The sequence below is a fragment of the Paenibacillus sp. CAU 1782 genome, from assembly GCF_054551715.1.
Map to the genome: position 1 here is coordinate 735780 of NZ_JBTOLL010000001.1, position 23369 is coordinate 759148.

Annotated in this window: 20 protein-coding genes; 5 read left to right on the forward strand and 15 right to left on the reverse strand. The window is 48.5% G+C overall.

Translation table 11 applies throughout. From position 1 onward, the window contains the following. Window positions 1-2 precede the first annotated feature (2 nt). Both ACX93W_RS03660 and ACX93W_RS03665 read right to left on the reverse strand, forming a co-directional pair. Entirely contained in the window at window positions 3-1298 is a 1296-nt protein-coding gene (locus ACX93W_RS03660; RefSeq protein ID WP_459390953.1) for a histidine--tRNA ligase, read from the reverse strand. Between the two features lie 303 nt (window positions 1299-1601). After that, entirely contained in the window at window positions 1602-2447 is an 846-nt protein-coding gene (locus ACX93W_RS03665; protein WP_459390954.1) for a helix-turn-helix transcriptional regulator, read from the reverse strand. Window positions 2448-2579: 132 nt separating this feature from the next. Between ACX93W_RS03665 and fabF the strand changes: the two genes are divergently transcribed. Next, window positions 2580-3833: a beta-ketoacyl-ACP synthase II gene (gene fabF, locus ACX93W_RS03670; RefSeq protein WP_459390955.1), complete on the forward strand. Its 1254-nt coding sequence runs from the start codon at window positions 2580-2582 to the stop codon at window positions 3831-3833. Window positions 3834-4629: 796 nt separating this feature from the next. Next, window positions 4630-5520: a dihydrodipicolinate synthase family protein gene (locus ACX93W_RS03675; RefSeq protein WP_459392001.1), complete on the forward strand. Its 891-nt coding sequence runs from the start codon at window positions 4630-4632 to the stop codon at window positions 5518-5520. Between the two features lie 248 nt (window positions 5521-5768). Here the strand turns inward: ACX93W_RS03675 and ACX93W_RS03680 are convergent, their stop codons facing one another. The 10 genes from ACX93W_RS03680 to ACX93W_RS03725 form a co-directional block, all read right to left on the reverse strand. Further along, window positions 5769-6329, reverse strand: a complete 561-nt coding sequence (locus ACX93W_RS03680; RefSeq protein ID WP_459390956.1) for a GNAT family N-acetyltransferase — start codon at window positions 6327-6329, stop codon at window positions 5769-5771. Between the two features lie 41 nt (window positions 6330-6370). Next, complete coding sequence (locus ACX93W_RS03685; protein ID WP_459390957.1) at window positions 6371-7399, reverse strand: copper amine oxidase N-terminal domain-containing protein; 1029 nt, start codon at window positions 7397-7399, stop codon at window positions 6371-6373. 141 nt (window positions 7400-7540) lie between these two features. Then, window positions 7541-8062: an MgtC/SapB family protein gene (locus ACX93W_RS03690; protein WP_459390958.1), complete on the reverse strand. Its 522-nt coding sequence runs from the start codon at window positions 8060-8062 to the stop codon at window positions 7541-7543. A gap of 38 nt (window positions 8063-8100) precedes the next feature. Continuing rightward, the gene (locus tag ACX93W_RS03695) at window positions 8101-9063 is read right to left on the reverse strand and encodes a sugar phosphate isomerase/epimerase family protein (RefSeq protein WP_459390959.1); all 963 of its coding nucleotides are present in this window, start codon (window positions 9061-9063) and stop codon (window positions 8101-8103) included. A 115-nt stretch (window positions 9064-9178) separates the two neighbouring features. Beyond that, window positions 9179-10747, reverse strand: a complete 1569-nt coding sequence (locus tag ACX93W_RS03700) for an extracellular solute-binding protein (protein ID WP_459390960.1) — start codon at window positions 10745-10747, stop codon at window positions 9179-9181. Between the two features lie 71 nt (window positions 10748-10818). Then, on the reverse strand, window positions 10819-11673 hold the full coding sequence (locus tag ACX93W_RS03705; RefSeq protein ID WP_459390961.1) for a carbohydrate ABC transporter permease: 855 nt from the start codon (window positions 11671-11673) through the stop codon (window positions 10819-10821). A gap of 1 nt (window position 11674) precedes the next feature. Next, window positions 11675-12616 (reverse strand): ABC transporter permease, encoded by a 942-nt coding sequence (locus ACX93W_RS03710; RefSeq protein WP_459392002.1) that lies wholly within the window; start codon window positions 12614-12616, stop codon window positions 11675-11677. A gap of 413 nt (window positions 12617-13029) precedes the next feature. Continuing rightward, window positions 13030-14685 (reverse strand): extracellular solute-binding protein, encoded by a 1656-nt coding sequence (locus ACX93W_RS03715; RefSeq protein ID WP_459390962.1) that lies wholly within the window; start codon window positions 14683-14685, stop codon window positions 13030-13032. A gap of 34 nt (window positions 14686-14719) precedes the next feature. Continuing rightward, complete coding sequence (locus tag ACX93W_RS03720) at window positions 14720-15475, reverse strand: response regulator transcription factor (RefSeq protein ID WP_459390963.1); 756 nt, start codon at window positions 15473-15475, stop codon at window positions 14720-14722. Between the two features lie 35 nt (window positions 15476-15510). Further along, the gene (locus ACX93W_RS03725) at window positions 15511-17316 is read right to left on the reverse strand and encodes a cache domain-containing sensor histidine kinase (RefSeq protein ID WP_459390964.1); all 1806 of its coding nucleotides are present in this window, start codon (window positions 17314-17316) and stop codon (window positions 15511-15513) included. Between the two features lie 267 nt (window positions 17317-17583). Between ACX93W_RS03725 and ACX93W_RS03730 the strand changes: the two genes are divergently transcribed. The 3 genes from ACX93W_RS03730 to ACX93W_RS03740 are packed head-to-tail and all read left to right on the forward strand — an operon-like array spanning window position 17584 to window position 20770. Continuing rightward, on the forward strand, window positions 17584-18666 hold the full coding sequence (locus ACX93W_RS03730; protein WP_459390965.1) for a Gfo/Idh/MocA family protein: 1083 nt from the start codon (window positions 17584-17586) through the stop codon (window positions 18664-18666). A gap of 13 nt (window positions 18667-18679) precedes the next feature. Next, on the forward strand, window positions 18680-19729 hold the full coding sequence (locus tag ACX93W_RS03735; protein ID WP_459390966.1) for a Gfo/Idh/MocA family protein: 1050 nt from the start codon (window positions 18680-18682) through the stop codon (window positions 19727-19729). An 18-nt stretch (window positions 19730-19747) separates the two neighbouring features. Beyond that, window positions 19748-20770 carry a helix-turn-helix domain-containing protein gene (locus ACX93W_RS03740; protein WP_459390967.1) on the forward strand — a complete coding sequence of 341 codons (1023 nt, stop codon included), beginning with the start codon at window positions 19748-19750 and terminating at the stop codon, window positions 20768-20770. Window positions 20771-20879: 109 nt separating this feature from the next. On the opposite strand, the gene ACX93W_RS03745 is transcribed toward ACX93W_RS03740, so the two are convergent. From ACX93W_RS03745 to ACX93W_RS03755, 3 genes are all read right to left on the reverse strand, one after another. Continuing rightward, a complete protein-coding gene (locus ACX93W_RS03745; protein ID WP_459390968.1) occupies window positions 20880-21404 on the reverse strand; it encodes a MogA/MoaB family molybdenum cofactor biosynthesis protein in 525 nt (174 codons plus the stop codon). Between the two features lie 283 nt (window positions 21405-21687). Continuing rightward, a complete protein-coding gene (locus ACX93W_RS03750) occupies window positions 21688-22236 on the reverse strand; it encodes a GNAT family N-acetyltransferase (RefSeq protein ID WP_459390969.1) in 549 nt (182 codons plus the stop codon). A 574-nt stretch (window positions 22237-22810) separates the two neighbouring features. Next, the gene (locus tag ACX93W_RS03755; protein ID WP_459390970.1) at window positions 22811-23353 is read right to left on the reverse strand and encodes a cyclase family protein; all 543 of its coding nucleotides are present in this window, start codon (window positions 23351-23353) and stop codon (window positions 22811-22813) included. Window positions 23354-23369 lie beyond the last annotated feature (16 nt).

The window sequence follows — 23369 nt, forward strand, 5'->3', positions numbered from 1 at the left end:
GTTCAATTCCTTTCCACTGTCATTCCCTTTATCATTTGTATGGCTTCTGTTACACTGACAACCGTTTCGCTCATTTCGTTCATATCTTTTAAGCGCAAGCTGCCGGCAGATGCTTCGTCTTCTCCGATGAAAATCACGTAAGGAATTCCTTTGCCCGCAGCGCTGGCAAGAGATTTCTTCAGTTTTCGTTTGCTTGTGTCTACCTGAGTCCGTATACCGGAGCTTCTTATTTCAGCTGCTGCTTTTAAGGCTTCCGCAATAGTGTCTCCAATAGGTATAACGACAACAGTAGCGCGTTGCAATGGTTGAATAAATCGATTGCTGATCATTTCCATTATGGATTCCATTCCGAACGACAGACCTACAGTGGGATATTGAATGTCCTCTTTACCGACTAATTTGCCGATGATGTCATCATACCTCCCTCCGCCTCCCAAGCTTGAAGAAAACGTAGTTGAAGCATCAAAAATCTCATAAACCGTTCCGGTATAAAACGAAAGTCCTCGGGAAAGAAAAGGATCGAACTTGCAGGTTTGAACTAACCCTACTTTTTGAATAAGATTCTGGAGAGCCACAACTTCCTGAGCGCCGGTATTCCCTTGAATGCCACATGTCAAAACAATTTGTTCAAACGTTGGGTTATCCAAATTGATTAATTCCAAAAGCCGAATAATGCAACGGTTATCGACGCCTTTGCTTGCGAGCTCTTTAGCTACCTCTTTTGCTCCAATTTTCTCTATTTTGTCGAGTGTTAACATAACGGTAAGCTTATTTTCAGGGGGTACACCAACCGATTCAAGTACCTCGCCAAGAAATCGCCGATTGTTCCATTTTACAATAATGGGGATATCCAATCTGTTAAACGCTTCTGCTGCTAATTGCAGGAGTTCAGCTTCCGCTTCTGGCCCCTCTATACCGACAACATCGACGTCGCATTGAATAAACTCGCGTAAACGACCGCGTTTGACAGGCCCATCCCTAAACACCTTCCCGATTTCGTACCGCTTGAATGGAAGCTCAATACCGGGGTTTAAAGCAATCACCTTTGCAAACGGAATGGTCAAGTCATATCGGAGTCCCAGACTTCGTTTTCCTTGATCGGTTAATTGATACATCTCTTTTACGATTTCGTCGCCACCTGCATATTTCGAAGTCAAAAGATCAAGCTCACTCAAAATCGTTGAATCCATTCCATCAAAATCATACCATTCAAACACTTCCAGAAGAGTATCTTGCACATATTTTCTAATGGCTTGCTGCTGACCGATAAAATCGTACGTACCTTTTACATTTTGCATGGTTGTGGTCCCCTTTCTTTTTTGAAAAAAATAAAAAAACGCGCAGGACCTCATGGTCCTGCGCGTTTGGTATGCCGCAGGGAGGCCAACGCGAGAAGCGTTAGCCCACCCTGTTTTTTACAGGCGTGCTAACGCTGATTGTGATGATGAAGTTGATTTAGCATAACGGTAACCATATGCGATCTCCTCCAAGGGTTCTTGATTAATGGAAATTATAACGGACTATGAGGTGATATGCAACCCTTTATGGCGGTAGGCCATAAGCCCGATATCGTCAAGTGCAATTTCCTGCTGCATGAATTCTTATCGTATTTGTTCTTCTGCCATAAGCTGCCGCAGTTTGGCTTCAGTAGGCGTGTCGGCGGCAGGAGTATAGATGCTGCAGCGTAAATCGTCAACACCGTACACCTTTAACGACAACAATTCATAAACCATTTTGCCTGCTTTCGCATGTCGAAATTCCAAATGTACTTGCGGGGCATAGCTTACCTGGCTTTGCTCCCACATCCGGTTAAATTCGGGATGGGTCTGTCTCATTTGCTTCAGAAACTGATCATACCATTCATCCTCTACATATTGGCCATAATAGGTTCGGAACATCGCTAGGAAACCGCTGGAGAACTGCTCCCAGTTAACTGCCAGCCGTCGGAATTCCCTGCGGTCGAAGAGAAGCTGGATCATGTTTCGTTCCTCGGGAGGGATTTGGTTGAAATTCAGAAAAACATATTCTGCCGCCTTGTTCCATCCAACGATATTGCATTTTCGGTCTGACACGATGACCGGGCAATATTTTAGTTCCGTAATGATCTTTTGCAGCGAAGGACTCAGTTGGAGCGATTCCAGCGTGCTGGAATAAGGTTCATCGCCTCCTTCAAAGGCAAGCGAATATAAATATTTTCGTTCATCTCCATTTAACTGCAACGCTTTTGCAACGCAGTCGAGCACCGAATGGGATACCTGAATGTTCCTCCCTTGCTCCAGCCAGGTGTACCAGGTTGTGCTTACACCGGCGAGTTGAGCAACTTCCTCGCGGCGTAAACCTGGCGTGCGCCTTCGAATAGAGGGAAAACCAACCGTTTCAGGCGATATTTTGGCCCGCTGGCTCTTAAGAAATGCCGATAATGCTTGCAATCTAACCTGAGAGTTCATGATTCCTTCTCCTTTCATCCTAAAGGATAGAAGTATTTATACTAGGATAAACGCTATCTTGTAATAGGATATCTTACATGACATTATAGCTTTAATATCCAAGGATTTAAACGAAGAAGGAGGCTTTTATTTATGGAAAGAGTCGTCATTACGGGTATGGGCGTCATATCGCCCCTTGGCAACGATATCGAGACGTTTTGGTCCCGCCTGGTTGAAGGGAAGTCTGGCATTCGGCAAATCGAAGCATTTGATACCTCTGGTCAAAAGGTCGCCATTGCTGGTACGGTGCAGAATTTTGATCCCGTTACATGGTTTGGGGCAAAAGAAGCCAGGCGCATGGATCGTTTCTGTCATTTTGCACTTGCTGCAGCAGAGCAAGCCATTCAACAAGCCGAGTTGGACCTTGAGAAAATCGATCGTGAGCGTATGGGAGTATATGTTGGTTCGGGAATCGGCGGAATTCAGACACTGATGAGCCAAAGCGAAAAGCTTGCTGCGCGTGGACCGGAACGAGTTAGCCCAACGCTTGTGCCCATGATGATTCCCAATATGGCTGCTGCGCTGATTAGCATTAAATATGGAGCCTTGGGACCAACTCTCGCTCCGGTTACAGCTTGTTCAATCGGAAATACGGCCATTGGCGAAGCATTTTTCACAATTCAAGCCGGGCGTTCGGATCTGATCTTTGCGGGAGGAGCCGAAGCTGCCGTAACGGAAATCGCGCTGTCCAGCTTTGCTAATGCAACCGCCCTGTCCTACCGTAATGCTGAACCGGATAGAGTAAGCCGCCCCTTTGACGCGGAGCGTGATGGTTTTGTGATGGCTGAAGGAGCCGGAATCGTTATACTGGAATCCTTTACTCATGCGCTGGCGCGAGGTGCAACTATTTTGGGGGAAGTTGTAGGGTATGGCGCAAGTTCGGATGCTTATCATATGGTAGCAACGCCTGAGGACGGCAACGGGGCGGCAAGAGCCATGCAACTGGCATTGAAAGAGGCACGTCTCTCACCTGCTGACATCGACGTAATTAGCGCCCATGCTACAAGCACGGTTATTGGCGATCGATCCGAAACGGCAGCTATCAAAAAGGTGTTCGGGGACGAAGCGTATCGCATTCCCGTTACCGCCAATAAATCCATGACGGGCCATATGCTTGGCGCTTCCGGCGGCGTTGAAGCAATTGCATTGGTTAAGTGTCTTCAACAGGGAGTTATTCCGCCTACTATTAATCTACAAACAAATGATCCTGCATGCGATCTGGATTATGTGCCGAATGAAGCCAGGCATGTCCCGCTCCGTATCGGCATGTCCAATTCCTTTGGCTTTGGCGGACATAATTCAGCTATTATCATTAAAGCTTATGAAACTGATGACACCTCTTGCTAAAAGAGCCGTCTAATCGTACCAAAAAGAAAATGCTGGAGGGAAATGGACGTGTTCTCGTTTCCACTCCAGCTTTTCTCTAGGGTTACGGTGGCTAAAGAAACGCTGCCTAATCAAACTGCACATAAGCGTAATCCACCCCCTATCGACTATGTATTGTACGATTGATCAGTCATGTCATTTATCAGATTGGATAACCATCCGAACTAATCGGAACGACGTTATCGCTTAGAGAAAGTGCCGGTGCAAAAGTCTTGCGGAACTATCGTGTCTCGTTTGTATTATTCATTCTTTAATAATCCCGCAAAATGACCTGTTATTTCAATGGGACGCAATCGTTGTACTTTGTCTTACAATCTTTTTGGAAATATCTGTTACCCAACTTACGATTAAGCGTATTACAGAAAAAGGAGTTGGGATTTATGATTATTTTTTATTTATTTTTTATCGCTTTTTCACTTGTACTTATTATTTTTCCAACCGCTGGTTTGAAGCTTCGTAACCACATATTACAAGAGAATAAAGAAGCTAATTTTTCTGACGTGTTTATAGGCCGAATCACAGGAATCATTTTACTCATTTTTTGGTTATTTAGGATGTCCAACACTTAATTGGTGCAGAGATTGTTGATAATGTTACTACATAGTTTGGATCGTTAATTCGCCTTGCCTGTCGTACTGTTCATTAAGGATAAAAAACAGCCCCTGTTTAAACATAAAATTCTGTACCTTTTAAACTCTGTGAGTAAGCCTTATTATAAATAATATATATAAACGATTCCTTAAAAGGAGTGACTATGATGTTTACGGGCTTATCTGCATTTCCTCTAACCCCGATGAATGAAACTGGGGTCGATGAAGCCACTTTTATAAAGCTATTTAAACGTCTAACTTCAGCGAATGTAGATTCAATAGGTGTTTTGGGATCAACCGGCAGTTATATTTATCTCAATCGAGAAGAACGCATGCGTATTGCTCAAATCTCAATTGAGCATTCCGAGGGAATACCAATAATGATTGGGGTTAGTGCATTACGTACACGAGATGTTCTCCAGTTAGCCGATGATGCTCAAAAGGCTGGGGCAAATGCTGTGCTCTTAGCTCCTGTTTCCTATCAGCAACTTACTGAGAATGAGGTATTCTCCCTCTACGAAACTGTGACAAGATCCCTTTCAATTCCGTTGTGCGTTTATGATAACCCAAGTACAACACACTTCCGATTTAGTGATGAATTGCATGGACAAATTACTCAGTTACAACATGTCCGGTCCATAAAAATACCAGGGATTCAGGATTTAGATACAGCTAAGAAGAAAGTAGAAAGCTTGCGTTCTCAAATACCTACTGACGTTACAATAGGAATTAGTGGTGATCCGTTTGCAGTTGTTGGTTTAAACGCTGGATGTGATGCCTGGTTTTCTGTACTAGGGGGACTATTTCCTGATATTTGCACAAAAATAACTCGTCTAGCGCTTGCTGGACAATCTTTTGAAGCCGAAATTCAATCTGCGTACCTTCTACCTCTTTGGAAGATGTTTCAAAAGCATGGCAGTTTACGTGTCGTTGCTACAATAGCGGAGATTCAGGGACTCTCAAACTATCCAAGTCTTCCGCTACCTCTAAAAAGTTTAAATGGTATTACTAAGCAAGAATTGGAAAGTATCCTTAATAATCTACAACTGGAACTCTGAACATTAGAATCATCTTCCCCGCCACAATAGCCCGCTACCTTGATTAGTGGGCTATTGTTTTTACTACGCAATATGGATCAAATGCGAAACATAAAACCTCCACTTATCTTGTTTGATTATCCTGCCTGCTAGCTTAATGAACTGATTGCCAATCTGCTTCTTACAATTCCAGCAAAAAAACGCCAAACTTTCTTATCACGCATCCTCCAATGCATGATTAGAAAGTATGGCGCTATACCTGCTTTTGCTTATTTCCATTCACTTTTTAATATTGAGAACACAGCAAGATCAACATATCTTCCCTTTTCAAACTCATGCTTTCGTAGCAGTCCTTCTTGTTGAAAACCCAGTTTTTTCAGCAACGAGCTTGAAGCCTCATTCTGCGGGTCTGCCTTCGCTTCGATTTTGTTTAATTCCATGTGTGCAAAGCCAAAATGCAATACGGCACGCGCAACTTCGGTCATCACTCCCTTTCCCCAATAATCGGGATGAAGGTCGTATCCGATCTCCGCACGGTTATGGATTGCCTCCCGATTGAGGAATCCGCAGGTGCCTATAACCTTGTCGCTCTTCGCGTCCTCAATCATCCAGCGTAAGCCCGTCTGCTCCGCTAAAATTTTTGAATACCATTTGATCTCTCCCATTGCATCATCCACGGATGCAAAAGGAGGAAACGGCAAATATTGAGCCACTTTTTCTTGCGAATATAGCGCAAAAAGATCAAGGCTGTCCTGCTCCCTTGCAGACCGCAGGGTAAAGTGCTCGGTTGCAAGAACAGGAAAAACGTCAAATACAAACTTGGTTCTCATGGTAGTCTCCTCAATGCTAAACATGTTCAGGCCGCAAGGTCTTAATAGAAGTATGTTTCGTAGACGTAATCATCTTCACCGTAAAATGTAATTGTCCCGCCGGTAACGCCATTCGGAAGCTCGAAGAAAAGTCCTTGTTTGCCTGCAATCGAATGAGTGGTTTCCTTGCGCTCGCCATCGTGATAATAAACGACCTTGAAATGCGTGAAATTCTTTTCCAGGCCTTGTTCAAACATGCCGATTGCAAGGAGATGCCCGCTCCTTCGCAAAGTAATGTCATTATCGTTTTTTCCTACCCCTACAGATATGTTTCCTTCCAGACTTCCGTTCCTTAAACGTTCGACGTATTTCGTAGTAAGGGATTGCGATCCATCTTCCTCACTGATATATAGGAAAATTGCCGTATATTTATCAACGATGCGTGAATCTAGTACAAAAAGCTCGTTTGAAGTTGCATATTCCGACAACTCATCCTCTGTTATCGCCAATCCTGTAGGATCATCAATCTTCATGGGTTTCTCGCCAAGCCACTCTTCCCATTCCTCCGGCAAATCGAGTTCCGCGCGAAAGATTTCGTCAGTGGTCAGTATAGCTGTGCTAGTTTGAGCATTCCATTCCACAGTGATACCCATGCGTTCGGCAATCCAGCGGAGCGGAACCATTATGTCACCATCTAATAAGTAAGGAGCGGGACTGCTCCATTCCATTGGTGTTTGTTTTCGTTCGCCATCAGGCATATACGTATAAACCATGTATTCGCGTCTATCCAAATAAACATTTAGTGATTCATTGGAATATGAAATCGTCAAGTTAGGGTCTTTCCCGTTGAGAAATTCCCATATATTTGCTTGGATCTCAGCATGCTCAAAAAGCTGGACGGGGACATAGGTTTTTCCATTTACGAGAGCAGGCAGAGGGCCCTCAAAGGTTATGTTTTTTCCGTTGATGGTGATGGAAGGGTTATGAACAGATTGCCGATCAGCATGCGATGAATTGGAATCGGCTGCGAAGACGGGAGTCGAATAGCTCATAAGCAATAAAAGAATTAAAACATAATGAAAACGGCGCACTTCCAAATCTCTCCTTTATGATGCATTACATGGCAGGAGGCTATAAATAGCCTGATGATTTTAAGTCATGTTACTTCGATTATGCCGGAAAGTCATCAATATTGGAAGAGTTTTCTATGATCGATATAACCTTCAGGCAAGTTACCCCGCTTCCTCCACTGCTCCCTCCATCGCTTGCGCCGCCCCCCTTTTTAAGTCGGCTTTTTTCTCCCGCTTCTCGATCCATTCCCCAAACTTCACGAACAAAGTCGTTACCGCTATCGCAATCCCAACCACGGTATAAAAACCCGCCCCTATGCCGATGCCAACCCCGCCGGTGAAAAAAATCATCGCCGCCGATGTTAAGCCCACGACACGTATGCCGTCTTTCAAAATAATGCCCGCTCCGATAAAGCCGAGGCCCGTTACGATTTGGGCGGCAAGCCGCATGGGGTCCATCATCGTATGCTCTCGTATATCCGCGTACATGCCTACGCTTTGAATCGACACAATCGTGATCAAGGCGGAAGCCGCCGAAACAAACATATAAGTTTTGACTCCCGCTGGCTTGTGTTTATGCGTCCGGTTAAGCCCGATGATAAAGCCCAGCAAGCAGCTGACGAATAAGCGAAACAGCCATTCGTATTCGCCTAACCAGGCTGATACATAATGATCCGTGGCCAATCTGGCATTCCTTCTTTCAGTTGCGGCTGCCTCGGCAATTAAAGGGACAGCTTTTCGATTTTTTCGTGCATGATCCTGTAGCTTGCTTCGATTTCCTCTATTTTGCATGGGGCACGAAGCTCATATACTTTAAGCTCCGCGGCCTGGATAACCGGCAAAAAAACGTCAAAGCCGGAGGAATCCTGGCTGTGGATATAGGGACACCAATGGTCGACAATCCCGACCGTTTCATGAATATGGACGCCAAGCACCTTGCCCTCGCGGGCAAATGCCTGGACTTCCCTTTCAGTTTCGTACAATCCCATCCGCTCCATCATCATGCCGTGGCCGATGTCAAACCACAGGCCGACGGGCGCGCCATTTAGCTCGGTTATGATCTGATTGGCTTCCTGAAGTGTCGGAATTTGGTTACAGCGGGAGCGTGTTTCGATGCCGATTTTGATGCCAAGTCCGTGCTTCTGAATATATTCGCACACTTCCTCCAAGCATTTCGTAATTCGCGCGACATGGATGGGGGCCAGCCCGTTTCGGCGCTCCATCATTTCGCTCCAAAGCGCTTGGTATTGGGGTGAATCCTTGCCTTGCTCCACCCATAGCTTTTTAAGCGCGGCATCGATATTGTAATGGAACGGTACCTCGCCCGGATGGACAACAACTGCTTTTGCTCCAAAACGGAATGCGTAATCGACGGAGCGTTTTAATAAATCAACGGCCCGGCGGCGCTTGTCGAGATCATCAAAGCCAAGCATGACCGAATCGGTATCGTAATCCTTGTCGTCGATAAATGGAAAGACATTATGCACGCTGGATATCGCGATGTCGCCGCCTTCAATCATCGGCACAATCGTGGATAACAGCTCATCGTTTACATTATAGTTAAGCTCGACCTGGTTAAAGCCCAAGCTTTTGATTTCCTGAATCATGTCTCTTCCGCTGCTATGACGTCTGAGATTCCACATTGTGGAAAAAGAATAACCTTTTTTATGCACCATTTGATTCATTGTGTTCCCTCCGTTTGCAGATTATGGGTTATCTTCAGGTTGGTGAACGTACAGGTAAGGAGCTTGGGTTTTCGGCCCAAACTCCCTGATTATATCCATTATTGAATTTGAAGAACTAATTCAACTTGGCTTGCGCTTCTTCGTATTCCTGCGCGATTTTGCTTCCGCCGCTTTTCAGCCAGCGGTCAACCTCGCCCTTCCATTGCTCTTCTGTAATGGAACCCATTACAAATTTGATATTGGCATCCGACAGAATCGTTTCAAGCTGAGCCCCTTGCTCCAGGAAGGTTTCCGAGATAAGCGGCATCGTAGGATCAACAATGCCGAACTCCGCATTTTCCGCATTCAGCTCCTGCTCAAGCTTGCCCAGCTCCGACAATTCGCCTTGCATTGCATTTGTGGCTGGAGCCAATGTTCCCAGCGGCGCAGCATACGCGGAGCCGATTTCGTCGCCATGTTTGTTGTCTTCGATTGCAACCGGCTTGCCGTCTTTCAGCTCGTAGTGAACGCCTTCGAGGCCCCATACAAACAGGTTGGAGATTTCTTCGCCTGCCAGGTCGTCAAAAAACTTCAGGACGCGCAGCAGATGCTCTTCTGTTTTAATACTGGATTTCGGGAACAGGAAGAAGCCGTTGTGGCCACCCTCCATATTAATCCGTTTGCCGTGTTCGCCTTCCAAAATGCTGATCATGCTGAAGGCCGCATCCGGGCCCAAGTTTTCTTTTGCTACTGAGTCAAGGCCTGCTGTAGAGCCTGTTACGTCAACGCGGACGCCGGCTTTGCCGTTTTCCGCCGCTCCCGTCCATTCCGGACGCTCGATAACGGCGAAGTCTTTGTTCATTAAACCTTCGTCGTAAAGCTTTTTCTCAAACTTCAATGCGTTCAGGAATTCTTCCGTTTGCACGTCCCGGATAAACTTTCCGTCTTCGATTTTCCACTGGTTGGGAGCCCCGAAATAAGGCGCGAACCAAAGTCCAACCTCCTTTGCCGTCATGCCCGTTGTGTCGGCTTGGCCGTTTTTGTCGGGATCGTTGTTTTTGAACGCGACCAGCATGTTGTAGAAATCGTCGATTGTCTTTGGCGTTTCCAAGCCTACATTGGCAACCCAATCGGAACGGAACTGAAGTGCGCGGCGAGCCAGCGCTCTTTCACGCGGCAATCCGTATGTTTTGCCTTCGTAAGCGATATTTTCGTAAATGACGGGATTAATTGCGCTCAGGTTCGGGAACTGCTCCAGATAAGGGTCGATTTCCCAGAAAAGGCCGGCTTGAACTGCGTTAACAACGTAGGGCAGCTTCTGATGCCGTCTTGGTATCGGGAAAGCGTCGGGCATATCGTCGGAGGCGATCATAATCGGCAGCCGCTCCTCATAGGAGCTGCCTGGCAAAGCGCTAACCGTAAGCTTCGTGTTTGTCGCTTGCTCGATATACTTCTGAACATCGTTGCCTTCTTTAGGGAATTCAACCCCGTCGAAGTTGTACATGAGCTTGATTGCCAGCGGCTCCTGCTCGGCTTGCCCGGAATTTTCTCCGGTAGATGTGCTTGTAGCGGTTGGTTTTTCGTTTCCTGTGGTCGAGTTTACAGTGCCGGCCCCCCCTCCGCTGGAACAGGCGCTTACCACAACCATAGTGGAAGCCATCAGAAGCGCCAGACTTTGCCGCGAACCTTTAATCCATCCCTTCAATGTGAACCCCTCTTTTCCTCTAAAATTGATCTATTAAAAGATTGGCGGCGGCTTAATTTCTTAAGCCTTCACTATCCTTTAACCGAACCCAGCAATACGCCTTTGGCAAAATGCTTTTGCAGAAACGGGTAAACCATCATGATCGGGACGGTCGCAATGACGATAACCGCCATTTTGATCGAATTGCCGTAATACGGCACGTTTTCGATTTCCGCCGTATCGCCGATGGAGCCGTTGGTCAGGATGATGACCTGGCGCAAAATGACCTGAACGGGATATTTGTTCGCATCGGTCAGATACAAGATCGCGCTGAAATATTGGTTCCAGATGCCGACCGCGTAGAACAGGCCAAAAGCGGCCATTGCGGGCAGGGACAGCGGCAGCACGATGCGGAATAATACGCCGAGCTCGTGGCTGCCGTCCATTTTGGCGGACTCCTTCAGCTCTTCCGGTATGCTCTGGAAAAAGTTTTTGAGAATGATCAGGTTAAACGCGCTGATCGCGCCGGGAATAATGAGTGCAGCCAGCGAATCCAGCAGCCCCGTCGCCTTTACGACAAAATAAGTCGGAATCATGCCGCCGCTGAAGAGCATTGTAAAAAGCACCATCAGCAATACGATACTTCTGCCCGGCAAATTCCGGTGCGACAGCGAATACGCCATTAGCGACGTCATGATAAGCTGGAACAACGTGCCGATTACCGTGACGAAGATCGACACCCGGAGACTTCTCGTAAAGGTGTCCGCCGAAAAAATATACTTGTAGGCTTCGATGGAGAAGCTTTTGGGAATGAGCGTTGTGCTGGTTGAGAAAGAGACGACCACGACGTACAGAAACGGCAGAAACGTGACCAGGGAAAAAAGGGCAAGCGCCGTAATATTGATTTTGTCGAACAGCTTGCTTCCAAAGCTTGTGTCCTTCACCATGTCAGTAGATCCCTTCCTCTCCAAGCCGCTTTGCCAGCCAATTGGCCGATACGACGAGAATTAATCCAACCACTGCCTTGAACAATCCCACCGCGGCGCTATAGCTGAACTGTCCCTGCTGCATGCCGACCTGATAGACGTAAGTGTCGAATACTTCGCCAACTTCGCGGTTCATCGCATTCAGCATCAGAAAGATTTGTTCGAAGCCAAGGTCGATAAAGTTGCCCAGTCTCAGGATCAACAGGATGACGACGACGCTGCGGATGCTGGGAAGCGTAATATGCCACAGAAGCCGCCAGCGATTGGCCCCGTCGATGCGCGCCGCCTCGTACAGACTGGGATTAACTCCCGCCAGTGCGGCCAGGAAGATAATAGTCCCCCATCCGGCATCCTTCCAGATCATCTGCAGGATGATAAGCGGCCGGAACCAGAACTCGCTCATCAGAAACTGCACCTTATCCATACCCATCAGGGCGAGCAGTTCGTTAATAATGCCTCCTTCGGTGGTCAGCAAAATGTAGCTGATGCCAACCACAACGACCCAGGACAGAAAATGCGGTACGTAAACGAGCGTTTGCACAGTGCGCTTGTATATTTCCGAACGCAGCTCGTTCAGCATAAGCGCAAGAATAATGGTGAGCGGAAAAAAGACGCCCGTGTCGAGTATCGCGATGTACAGTGTGTTACGGAGCAGCGTCCAAAATTGAGGCTCCGAGAAAAACCGCTCAAAATGCCGCAAGCCCACCCATTCGCTGCCCATAACGCCCAAATGAGGCTGGTATCGTTGAAAGGCCATCAAGACGCCCCACATCGGAACGTATTTGTAAATAACAAAAAATGCGACTCCGGGGAGCATCAAAATATACAGCCATCGTTCCTTCCACATCCGCTTCCATAACGGCTCTTTTTTTAGTCTGATCGTCATGACTTTCGCCGTTCCCATCTCCATCTTTTGTCCCCCTCCAGCGTAAGGAATCCGCTTTCTTAAGTACGATTCTAGGGGACGCCATAGGGTGATTCAACTATAAATATATCAGGTGTTTTTTGAGAGGTTTTAGTGATTGCAAATGAGGGAAAATCGCGTAGTATCAAGGCTTTTCGAGAAATAAAGGGGATGAAAAGGCAGCTTTCAAGCCGCCGGGAAAACTATAAATTTTTAAGGTGACGAGCTGCTTTTACAACAACTTTACACGTCATTTTTATAAGCGCTTACATTTTTTCGCTGAAAAAACGACAAGCCAAAGACATGGAAATAAGTCCTGGGTTGTCGTTGTTTATTGGAACGATTTCTTTCTTATTGGGAGTATATAATCACCCGTGCAGGGTAAAGTCAAGGGGGAGAAATATAAGGATTGATTACTGCTCTGACACCTTTGTTTGCCTGGCGACAACTGTCCAGACATCGTCGGCGAGAAAGGCCGTTTCCTTGTTAGCGGCATACCATTCGTTCATATATGCCACAATGCGGTCGCCGCCAGTCGCTGCCCATGCCGCCTTTGCGTCTTCAACTGCTTGCTCCGCACTGTACCGCTCCCCGCTTACGATCGCTTTGACGTAAAAATCCGTCGTTTCCTTCAGCGCTTTTGTCCGGATTTCATCCAGCTCATTAGGCAGTCCCGGTACATGGTCGCCAAGCGTCAAACCAGGGTATTCCTTCTCAGGGTCCAGGTACAGCTTGTACGCCTCCCGGTACATCTCCAATCCCTTCCGTTGAACTTCATCATCGGGGTTAAACTGATTTTCGACAAAATGGCATTTTTCCGTTCCCCTGCTCAAGAACAAGCCATAAGCAGCGGCATAGCCCACCTCCGTCCGCCATTTCAAATCGTCTGTGTAAACAGGGCAACCTCCGTTCACGGATGCTACCCAATGAACGCCCTCTTCGCCCTTGAACAGCCGATTCGATGTATCCGGCTCCAGAATAAAATCGATATATTGAGCTGCCGCCAGCGGGTCCTTCGTCGTAATATTGAATACAGTCGTCATCTGGTAAGGGTTGTCGATGGCCCCCGTATATTGGCCAAATGGCGAGGATGGATATTCCAGCGGCACAACAACCGCGGCAGGATCATTGCGTTGGAGCGAGATCAGGTCCCTTGTCGTGAATTCAAACCAGTTCATGCTGTAATTGACGTAAATGCCAAGCTTGCCGGAGATAAAATCCTGTTTCGCTTTGCTTCCGTCCTTATCCCGTATGAAATCGCGGTCAATCGCGCCGGCGTCGTAGAGCTCTTTCTTGAAGCCTAGCGCCGCCAGTTCCTTGTCCCATTGCCGGACAACGAGGCCATCCTTCAAGCCCCAGCTATGATCCTGCTGGATGCCGAATATTTCATTGACGGCACCATCTGACGCGTAGCTAATGTTTAAGCCCAGCGTATCGTCCCTCCCATTGCCGTCGGGATCGCGCTTGGCAAACGCTTCTGCAACAACCATAAGCTCTTCTGTTGTTCTTGGCGTGTCCAGCCCAAGGTTATCCAGCCAATCCTGGCGTATAAACAAGACATGAAGCGGATTGGCTTCGTTGACGCGGCCGATTTCATACAGCTTGCCATCCGACTTCGTGCCGGCATAGCGCAGCTGCGGATGCTCTTCCAGCAGCTTGGCGTAATTCGGCATATATTGGAGCAGATCGTCCAGCGGGAGCAGCCGGCCTTGCTCATACAAATTGTTGCGGAACGGCGCGTTCGTTTCGTTGATAATATCCGGCGCAGAACCCGACGCGAACATCACGCTAAGCAGCTTCTTCGATTCGCTTCGGAGAACGGGCACGAATTCGACGTTTACGGGCGCATTTGCCACAATCCACCGCGTCCAGCGGTTGTTCTCGTATGAACCTTCGGATGAAGCAACCGAACCTCTATCCTGCACGCCCACGGATACCCTTCCTCGGTCATCCGCCCGGCGTTCACCGCTGCTTCCGGCGTCTCCGAACATCAAGCTGCAGCCGGACATTACCGCAGCTGCGGCGCATGCAGCCGCAAAGGCAATGATCCGCCTGTCGATGTATCCCATAACTCCGCCTCCTATCCCTGTAGCATCCCGGCAATTACGTCAGACCTTGCTGTCTGCGCCATTCCTTCGGCGACAGATTATAGTGCTGCCGGAACACGTTTGTAAAATAGTTTGGTTCCCCAAAACCCGTCACGCTGGCAATTTCGAACACCTTCATATCCGTTGTGCGAAGCAAATGCATCGCTTTCTCCATACGGTATCTCGTAACGTAGCCAGTGAAGCTTTCCCCCGTTTCCTTCTTGAACAGCATGCTGAAATAGCTGGGGTTAAGACGCACATGTCCGGCTACCTCCGTCATCCGGCAATCGTCGGCGTAATGCATTTCAACATAGGAGATCGCTTTGCCGACTGCGCCATCGAGTTTTATTTCAGGCCGGGCTGCTTCTCCCTGGGTCTCTCGAGCCAAGCTGGCCTTGAAACGCTCGCTCGCCATGTCCAGCATGGCGCGCACATCCTCCTCCGTACAAGGCTTAACGAGAAAATCCATAACGCCAAGCTTAACGGCCGCCTGCGCATATTCAAAATGTTTATAACCGGTCAAAATGACAACGATCATATCCGGGTGCAACCGACGCATTTGAGTCACAAATTCAATGCCGTCCATCGCCGGCATCCGAATATCGGTCAGCACAAGATCCGGCTTGTGCACCTCCAGCATTTTTAAAGCATCAATCCCGTTGCTTGCTTCGCTTACGACCTGCCACTTATGCTCGCTCTCCTGGATCATTTTGACGAGACCTTTGCGAAAATGATACTGGTCCTCAACCACCATCGCATTTCCGTAGCCCATCCTGCTTCGCTCCCTTCGAAATAGACGAATAATGATCAAATTGCGGCAGCCTCCGCCGCGTTGGCTGATTCTACAGGCAGATAAAGACGCATGATCGTTCCATGACCTGGCTTGCTGTCAATTTCAAGTCTATAAGGGTCGCCATGCAGCAGCTCGATACGCCGGGCGACATTGCGTACGCCGATGCTTTCGCGCCGGTTTTCGCCCACATGGGATTCCCTTCCATACAGCAGCTGATCGATTTGTTCCCGGTCCATCCCGCAGCCGTTATCGGCGATTTCAATGCACAGGAAACCTTCCTTCTCCCGGACGCTGATCTGCAGCACCTTATGATCGAGCTGGTTGCGGAAGGCGTGCATAAATACATTTTCGACTAGCGGCTGAAGCAGCGAACGCATCATCCCGCCGCTTAGAGCCGCATCGTCCGCATGAATGCCAAATTCAAAATCCGTCTCGAACAGCTCGGCCTGAATTTTGACGTAATTACGGATTTGGCGCAGCTCTTCCTCCACTGTCGTCGGCATATGCACGGGCATGAGCGAATGTTTCAATATTTCCGACACAGCGGCTATAAGCGCAGCTGTATCCTTTTGCCCCTGCAGTTGCAGCTTCCAATACACCTCGTTAAAAAAATTATGCAAAAAATGCGGGTTGAGCTGCGCTTGAAGCGCTTTGAGCTCTGCGTCCCGTTCGCTAAGCTGAGTCATGTACACCTTCTTGATCAGCCCTTCGACATGCTCCGCCATCGCATTGAAGCTTTCGCCGATATAGGCCAGCTCGTCCTTAGTGCCCACTTTGATCCGTGTTTCAAATTTGCCGGAGCGCAGCCGTTGAAGCCCTTTCAGCAGATCGGCAAGCGGAAGCAGCAGCCGCTCCAATGTCAACACGATCAGCAGACAAGCGACAAAAGCGATAAGCAAACCAGCAATGATAATATGTTCCGAAATACGCCGGTTTTGTTCCTCGATTTTGTCCATCGACCTGGAGCTGACAAGCAGAAACGAGTCTGTGGGCGGATTAAGAGACTCGCTGCGTGAATAGAGCTCTCCGCCGATAACTTTGGAGTTCTCGGCCTCTCTGATGCCCTTCAGCTCTTCCTCGCTTAACGATTTGTCATTGGCATACAGCAGCTCGTTGGAACGGTTGAACAAATAAACCATGCCCGTTCCGTCCTTCGTAAGCTCCTGCAGCCCCTCCGCCAAATACGACTCGTCAATAGACATAACGAGCATGCCGTACCGCTGCTGGAAGCTGTTAATCATCCATCGTGCGGCAACGATTGTATTGCGAAAGCCATCCGGTTCAATTTCGCTTGGCAGCGGCATCCGCATCCAGATGAGCTCGCCCGACGTTTCGGCAAGATTCAGCCTGACCCGATCCAGCGAGCTTTTGTTCGGCTCGTTGATGGCTGGCGTATTGTAGCGGTAATAGGCGGTTTCGCCATCGGGATCCAGCATGTACAGGCCCGTTATATAAGGCGCTTCGGACCGGAGCTGATTGATCATCTCGTCGATTCTTTGCATTTCCAGATAAAGCTGAAACTTGTCGTTGTCCTTGTAGCGGTTGTAGCGTGTAATCATGTCTTCGATTTCGCCCTTAAATACGAGCAATTGCGAGATGCGCTTCATCTCCTGAACCTTCAGCTCCAGCTTTGAAAGCGCTTCCTGATTTGTGATGCGCGCTTGCTTGCTCAGCTCTTCCCGGAACAATAGCTGATTGCTCCGATACGTGTACAAGCTGGCAATGCCGAAGGCTACGATAATGATAAAAAACAGGCTGCCGATCAGCTTGAGCTTAAAACTGTTAGTTACGCTGCTCCACAGCCATTTCCAAATACGCATGCTGGACAGCTCCCGTTCCCCCTGTCTGCTTACGGCATATTTACCTTGAAGGTATCATACCGCATTTTGGGGGGATTGTGGCAATACTATGGCAAATAATCTGTCCAAAGCATAACACCATTTATGGCCTCGTTACTTTAAAGATTATGTTAATCGGCAAGAATGTCGCGATCGTGCACACCAATTTGTCGTGATCGTTCATTATCTCCCTTCTTCCAATCGTGCTAGAATGAGCCCGAGAATATGTTATGCTTAGGAGGAAACGTGATGAATAAGAGAGTAAAAGTGGCTATTATCGGCTGTGGCGGCATTGCGAACGGTAAACATTTGCCAAGCTTGCAGAAAATGGAGCAAGTTGAGCTTGTCGCGTTTTGCGATATCTATATCGATCGGGCGCAAAAGGCTGCCGATCAGTTTGGCGCGCCGGAAGCCAATGTTTATGGGGACTACCGGGAACTGCTCGCACGGGGGGATATCGATGTTGTTCACGTCTGCACGGCCAACGACACCCATGCCGAAATAACCATTGCGGCGCTGGAAGCCGGCAAACATGTGATGTGCGAAAAACCGATGGCCAAGAAAGCGTCCGATGCTGTATTGATGCTGGAAGCGGCCAATCGAACGGGCAAAAAGCTCACAATCGGCTATAACAACCGCTTCCGTTCGGACAGCCTCCTGCTCAAAAAAATGTGCGAGGAAGGCGAGCTTGGCGAAATTTATTTTGCAAAGGCGCATGCGGTCCGTAGACGAGGCGTGCCGACCTGGGGCGTTTTTCTGGATGAAGAAAAGCAAGGCGGCGGGCCGCTTATCGATATTGGCACCCACGCCTTGGATTTGACGCTTTGGCTGATGAACAATTATGAGCCAAGCGTTGTATTGGGTTCTGCCTACCACAAGCTGTCAAAGCGTGCGAATGCGGCCAACTCCTGGGGACCATGGGATCCCGACAAGTTTAAGGTCGAGGATTCCGCTTTTGGCATGATTATTATGAAAAATGGCGCCACCATTATGCTGGAATCAAGCTGGGCGCTCAATACGCTTGATACGCGCGAGGCGCGTTGCACGCTTAGCGGCACCGAGGCGGGAGCCGATATGACGGATGGCTTGCGCATTAACGGAGAGTCCCATGGGAAGCTGTATGAAAAACAGTTCAAGCTTGATCCCAAAGGCGTCGACTTCTACGATGGCAAACGCGAGTCGATGCAGGATGTTGAAATGCGCATGTGGATCGACGCTGTCGTTCATGATACCGAGCCCGTTGTTACGCCGAAACAAGCGTTAGTTGTATCTCAGCTGTTGGAAGCGATTTATGAGTCGTCCCGCACGGGCGAAGCGATCTATTTTGATTAAGGAGGCTGCTCCTATGACAACAAATGGATCACTACCCAAGCTGCGCGTTGCTGTACTCAGCTTTTGGCATGTCCATGCCAAGGATTACGCCAAGCTGGCGATCGAGCGTCACGATACCGAGCTGGTTGCCGTTTGGGACGAAAACCCGGAGCGCGGCCAGCGGGAAGCAAGCCTGCACGGCGTCCCTTATTTCAACAATTTGGAGCAGCTGCTTGACGACCCCGCCATCGACGGAGTTATCGTAACCGAAGCAACAACGCGGCATCCTGAAGTGCTGATCGCTGCCGCAAAAGCAGGCAAGGCGATTTTTACAGAAAAAGTCATTGCGCTGAGCGAAGCCGATTGCCTTGATGTTATACGGGCTTCGGATGAAGCCGGGGTTCCGATGGTCGTTTCGCTGCCGCGCTTGAACCTCCCTTTTGTGCTGGGCATGCGAGAGCTTGCAGATAGCGGCTTGCTTGGCGGGCTGACGCTAGCTCGCGCTCGCCTGTCGCATAGCGGCGCTTTGCCGTCGGAGGCCGGACCGCATGGCTATTTGCCTGAAGGTTTCTTCCGCTTGGCGGAGGCGGGCGGCGGCGCTATGATGGATCTTGGGTGCCATCCGATGTCAATTGTACGGTTCCTGCTCGGCATGCCTGCTTCGATCAGTGCCGCTTTTGGCTACTGCACCGGCAAGGAAGTTGAAGATAACGCCGTCGTTACGCTGCAGTACGGCAGCGGCGCGATTGGCATCGTGGAAGCGGGCTTTGTCAACCGGTCGTCGCCTTTTACGCTGGAGCTTCACGGCACCGAAGGCAGCGCAATCTATTGCGCCAAGGATGGCAAGCTGATGTACAAAAGCGCCCTGCTTGACGATGAAAAGTCAAAGCTGTGGCATGAATACGACATGCCAGCCGCTCGGCCAAGCGCCTTTGCGCAATGGGTGAACCACATCCGCAACGGCACACGAGCCGATGACAATCTTGCAGCGGCGCTGGATCTGACCCGGCTGATGGAGGCGGCATCACAATCTGCGCGCTTAGGAAGTTCGGTTCATCTGCAATCAACTAAATGTGAACAATAAACTGGAGGAGGAACGGCAATGGCCAAGCTTCGAAGAGGAACGGAACCGCTTACGCCGGCTATCCGGCAAAACCTTGCACCCGTGATCGACGAAGACGCCACGGACGGCGATCACACATACCCTTACCGGCTTATGAAGGAGCAGCGGCATGCGCTGGAGCATGTGCAGGCTGATTTTCGCTGGGGACCTTACGGCATTTGCGTCGTCCGCTTCCACCTCACTACGTTTCCGCCGGGCAAAATCGATCGGTTTCACAAACATTCGGAGGAATACGAATTTCATTTTGTTCCACGCGGCTCGGGAATGGTCATTCTGGAGAATATGCCCTGCCGTGTAGGCGAAGGCATGATGTATGTGACGGCGCCAGGCGTTATGCATTATCAGGAGGCTGACGCCAAGGAAGGTATGGACGAGTTGTGCCTGCGTGTCCAAATTGTCCGTCTTGACGAAGGCGAACCCGCCGCAGGCTGGGGAATGGCTTCCGAGTGGCGGGAAGCCGAGGCATGCGTGCGCCAGTTGGGGCTTATTCCGCAACGTCCTTCCCACGATCGCTTCAAGGCGATGGAATGTTTTCTTGCCGCTTATCGTGCCTGGTATGAAAACCAGCCAGGCCTCTTAACCGTCATCCGGCAGTGTATCATCCAAATTTTGCTGCGCACGGCACGGTCTTATTTTCCCGAACCGGAGCATTTGCAGCTTCCTTCGCGGGATATTAACCGCTATCGCTGCCGGCTTGCCGAGCAATTTATGAAGGACAACTATCAGGAGCCGTTGACGCTGGAGGCGGTTGCTGAAGTGATTCATATTAGCCCGCGCCAGCTGCAGCGCATTCTGAAATCGCAAACCGGCTCAACCTTTAGCGACTACATTGAAAGCATCCGCCTCGACCATGTATGCCGCGAGCTTGGCGAAAGCCGCAAAACAATCGAGCAATTGGCCCTGCACAACGGCTTTTCCAGCGCCAATTATTTGCACCGGGTATTCAAGCGAAAGCTTGGCATGACGCCGCAGCAATATCGGAACTACCCTAAAAGGCAGTAGCAGGTGTCAAATCGTACGATATCACTAAGAACAACCAAGAAAAAAGTGGGCATCTCAATTCCTTGGAATCAGATGTCCACTTACGCTGGATGATGATAGGCTAAACGCCTTATTTGATGTCTTTATAAATTTCGCGCATGACATGCCGCAGCTCCGGAACGATGATTCGGCTAATCGCAAGCCGAACGGCTCCCGTTGATCCAGGCATGGAGAAGACGGCCTTTCCGCTGCTTACGCCGCCAATGGCTCTGCTTAGGATCGCAGCCGTACCGATATCTTCGGCATAGCTCAAATAGCGGAATAATTCGCCAAAGCCGTGCATCTCCTTGTCCAGCAAATCTCTAATCGCTTCGTAGGATGTATCGCGCAAAGCAATTCCCGTACCGCCATTGAGCAGAATCGCTTCTATTGATTCATTGGCAAGTCCGCTGCGGACGGCTTCCTGTATGTCAGCATAATCGTCCTTTACGATCTGGTACGCTCCTACCGCATAACCCGCCTCCTGAAGCATTTCGCGCATCAGCGCTCCGCTTTTGTCTGTTTCCGGCGTTCTTGTATCCGAAACGGTAATAATCATGCAGTTGACCATTTTAGGGCTTTCTTTGCGGTGTTGCTCAACAGATGAAATCGTCATGTTCCTTACCCCATTTACATTAGATGCTCTACCTTCCTGTTAAAAGCGTATCCCTTGACTTTCCAGCTGTCAAGCTAGGCGCAGGTTAAACGTGCAATTGACTGCCAAAGCGATTAGCTATTGTACACAGCAGTCTATTTCCACTACTTTGCAGACGAAGTTTTGAATAGTCATTTATTTATTTGTTTACATAAACATGTTTATGTATTCTTAATGACATTAAGTGAAAGAATATATTTAATAACGTTAATTATTGTGCTGAGGCGATTTCTATTTGCAGGCCCTACTCATTAAATCTTGACATGATGTAACTGGTGTAATATTTTCCGTCGGCAAGCAACTTATCCTTTTTCATCGTACCTTCGATTTCAAAACCGAGCTTCTTGTATAGTTCAATGGCGTTTTTGTTAGTCTCAAGCACACCATCCAGCACGATTTTTTTTATCCCGATTGAATCGGCCCATGAAATACTTACTTTCATCATATTTTTACCGATGGCATATCCCCAAAATTCCTTCAGCACCCCCAAACCAAACACCACTTTATGAGTAAACCGTTTTAAGTCATTTCCTTGACACCGAGAATAGCCTATCAATTTCCCATCCAGATCGGCGACTAAAAACAAATGTCGGGGATGATTGGTATCAGCTTCAATAAGGCGTTGGAATCCCGCTTCATCAATGATCCCTTCCCCTTGCTCTCTATCCATGTTTTCCGTTTCGCCGTCAATTTGCAGTCGCAGCTCGGACAGTTTTTTTGCATCGTTTTTCTCTGCCGGTCGGATTGTGTACGTTAGTCCTTTTACGTTGAATTCACGCTGTTCAATAATCATGACATCACGTCCCTTTAATCTAGTAGAAAGGGATAATACCATAACTACCCATTTAAGTAAAGATAATGACATGGCGGATGTATGTCATACTTTAATGCCAGGGCTTGATATGCTATTATTGGAATATGTAAATAACTAGAAGGGGGGAGAAGGGATTGAAAACACTATTTAAGTGGTCACCGGTGATCATACTTCTTCTGTCTATCGCTGGCATTGTTTTGGGGTTTTATTTTAATTATCACAAGATTTCATATGCTCTGATGGGGCTGCTAGTATTGGTAACCAGCGTATGGGCGTCTGTCATTCGAGTCAAAAGCGTGGACACCTACCATTCCTATCAACTCAGGCACTCCAGATCAATGAGCGATGTCGATAGGTATAGCAAATAATTTAACAAAAGCTAGCGGCCGATCAACGTGATCGGCTTTTTTTGTTGATCGGCCGCTGCTAACAATAGCTTTTTTGAATTTTTGTTTACATAATTATATATATGTTTGTTTAATGTCATTAAACATATGACGGATGTCATTCTATTTAATCGGCGTAATTCAGAAAATCAAAATTAGGTTATTGCCTACTCTACAACTTCAACTTGATCGTCAATTATGGCAACAGCACGTACAGGGGAACCATCGCCAGAGGCAATACGAAGAGGAAATCCGTAAAACATAAAGTCCTTCCCGACCGGAAGTCGCTCTAAACCCTGAAGTCCTGTATACGTTAGGATACCGCTGCCTAACAACGCCCTCTCCAGCTCTTCAGATAGTTCACCGCCAACGAATGGCGGCCGCAACGCCGTTAACCGCTCAAGGGCTTCAATCCCTACCGGTCCTATGAAAAATAATCCGCGGTCTTCCGGCCATACGGAATCCGCCAATCGTACAAGCTGCGATGCTCCAAAAAATCGTTCTAGCGGCAGATCGTCCAGTGTAGCGGCGCCAGAGTGCATGTGCGAGGGCGCGTCTACATGACTTCCGGTGTGGCTCCCCATACAAAGTTCGCGCAATTCCCAGGTATGTGTATCATAGGTATGCAGAAGTTTGACTTTGACCTCTGGATCGCCTGGATAAACAGGCATATCATTGGTAATGAACATTGACAAATCGATCACTTTCATCCAGTCGCCTCCTTTC

Excerpts from the sequence above, each read along its gene's own strand:
- ACX93W_RS03740 (WP_459390967.1), top strand. The coding sequence starts at position 19,748 with ATGGCCAAGCTTCGAAGAGGAACGGAACCGCTTACGCCGGCTATCCGG.
- ACX93W_RS03710 (WP_459392002.1), bottom strand. The coding sequence starts at position 12,616 with ATGGGAACGGCGAAAGTCATGACGATCAGACTAAAAAAAGAGCCGTTA.
- ACX93W_RS03735 (WP_459390966.1), top strand. The coding sequence starts at position 18,680 with ATGACAACAAATGGATCACTACCCAAGCTGCGCGTTGCTGTACTCAGC.
- ACX93W_RS03675 (WP_459392001.1), top strand. The coding sequence starts at position 4,630 with ATGTTTACGGGCTTATCTGCATTTCCTCTAACCCCGATGAATGAAACT.
- ACX93W_RS03705 (WP_459390961.1), bottom strand. The coding sequence starts at position 11,673 with ATGGTGAAGGACACAAGCTTTGGAAGCAAGCTGTTCGACAAAATCAAT.
- ACX93W_RS03750 (WP_459390969.1), bottom strand. The coding sequence starts at position 22,236 with ATGATTATTGAACAGCGTGAATTCAACGTAAAAGGACTAACGTACACA.
- ACX93W_RS03695 (WP_459390959.1), bottom strand. The coding sequence starts at position 9,063 with ATGAATCAAATGGTGCATAAAAAAGGTTATTCTTTTTCCACAATGTGG.
- ACX93W_RS03730 (WP_459390965.1), top strand. The coding sequence starts at position 17,584 with ATGAATAAGAGAGTAAAAGTGGCTATTATCGGCTGTGGCGGCATTGCG.
- fabF (WP_459390955.1), top strand. The coding sequence starts at position 2,580 with ATGGAAAGAGTCGTCATTACGGGTATGGGCGTCATATCGCCCCTTGGC.
- ACX93W_RS03715 (WP_459390962.1), bottom strand. The coding sequence starts at position 14,685 with ATGGGATACATCGACAGGCGGATCATTGCCTTTGCGGCTGCATGCGCC.
- ACX93W_RS03720 (WP_459390963.1), bottom strand. The coding sequence starts at position 15,475 with ATGGGCTACGGAAATGCGATGGTGGTTGAGGACCAGTATCATTTTCGC.
- ACX93W_RS03660 (WP_459390953.1), bottom strand. The coding sequence starts at position 1,298 with ATGCAAAATGTAAAAGGTACGTACGATTTTATCGGTCAGCAGCAAGCC.
- ACX93W_RS03680 (WP_459390956.1), bottom strand. The coding sequence starts at position 6,329 with ATGAGAACCAAGTTTGTATTTGACGTTTTTCCTGTTCTTGCAACCGAG.
- ACX93W_RS03745 (WP_459390968.1), bottom strand. The coding sequence starts at position 21,404 with ATGACGATTTCATCTGTTGAGCAACACCGCAAAGAAAGCCCTAAAATG.
- ACX93W_RS03725 (WP_459390964.1), bottom strand. The coding sequence starts at position 17,316 with ATGCGTATTTGGAAATGGCTGTGGAGCAGCGTAACTAACAGTTTTAAG.
- ACX93W_RS03665 (WP_459390954.1), bottom strand. The coding sequence starts at position 2,447 with ATGAACTCTCAGGTTAGATTGCAAGCATTATCGGCATTTCTTAAGAGC.
- ACX93W_RS03755 (WP_459390970.1), bottom strand. The coding sequence starts at position 23,353 with ATGAAAGTGATCGATTTGTCAATGTTCATTACCAATGATATGCCTGTT.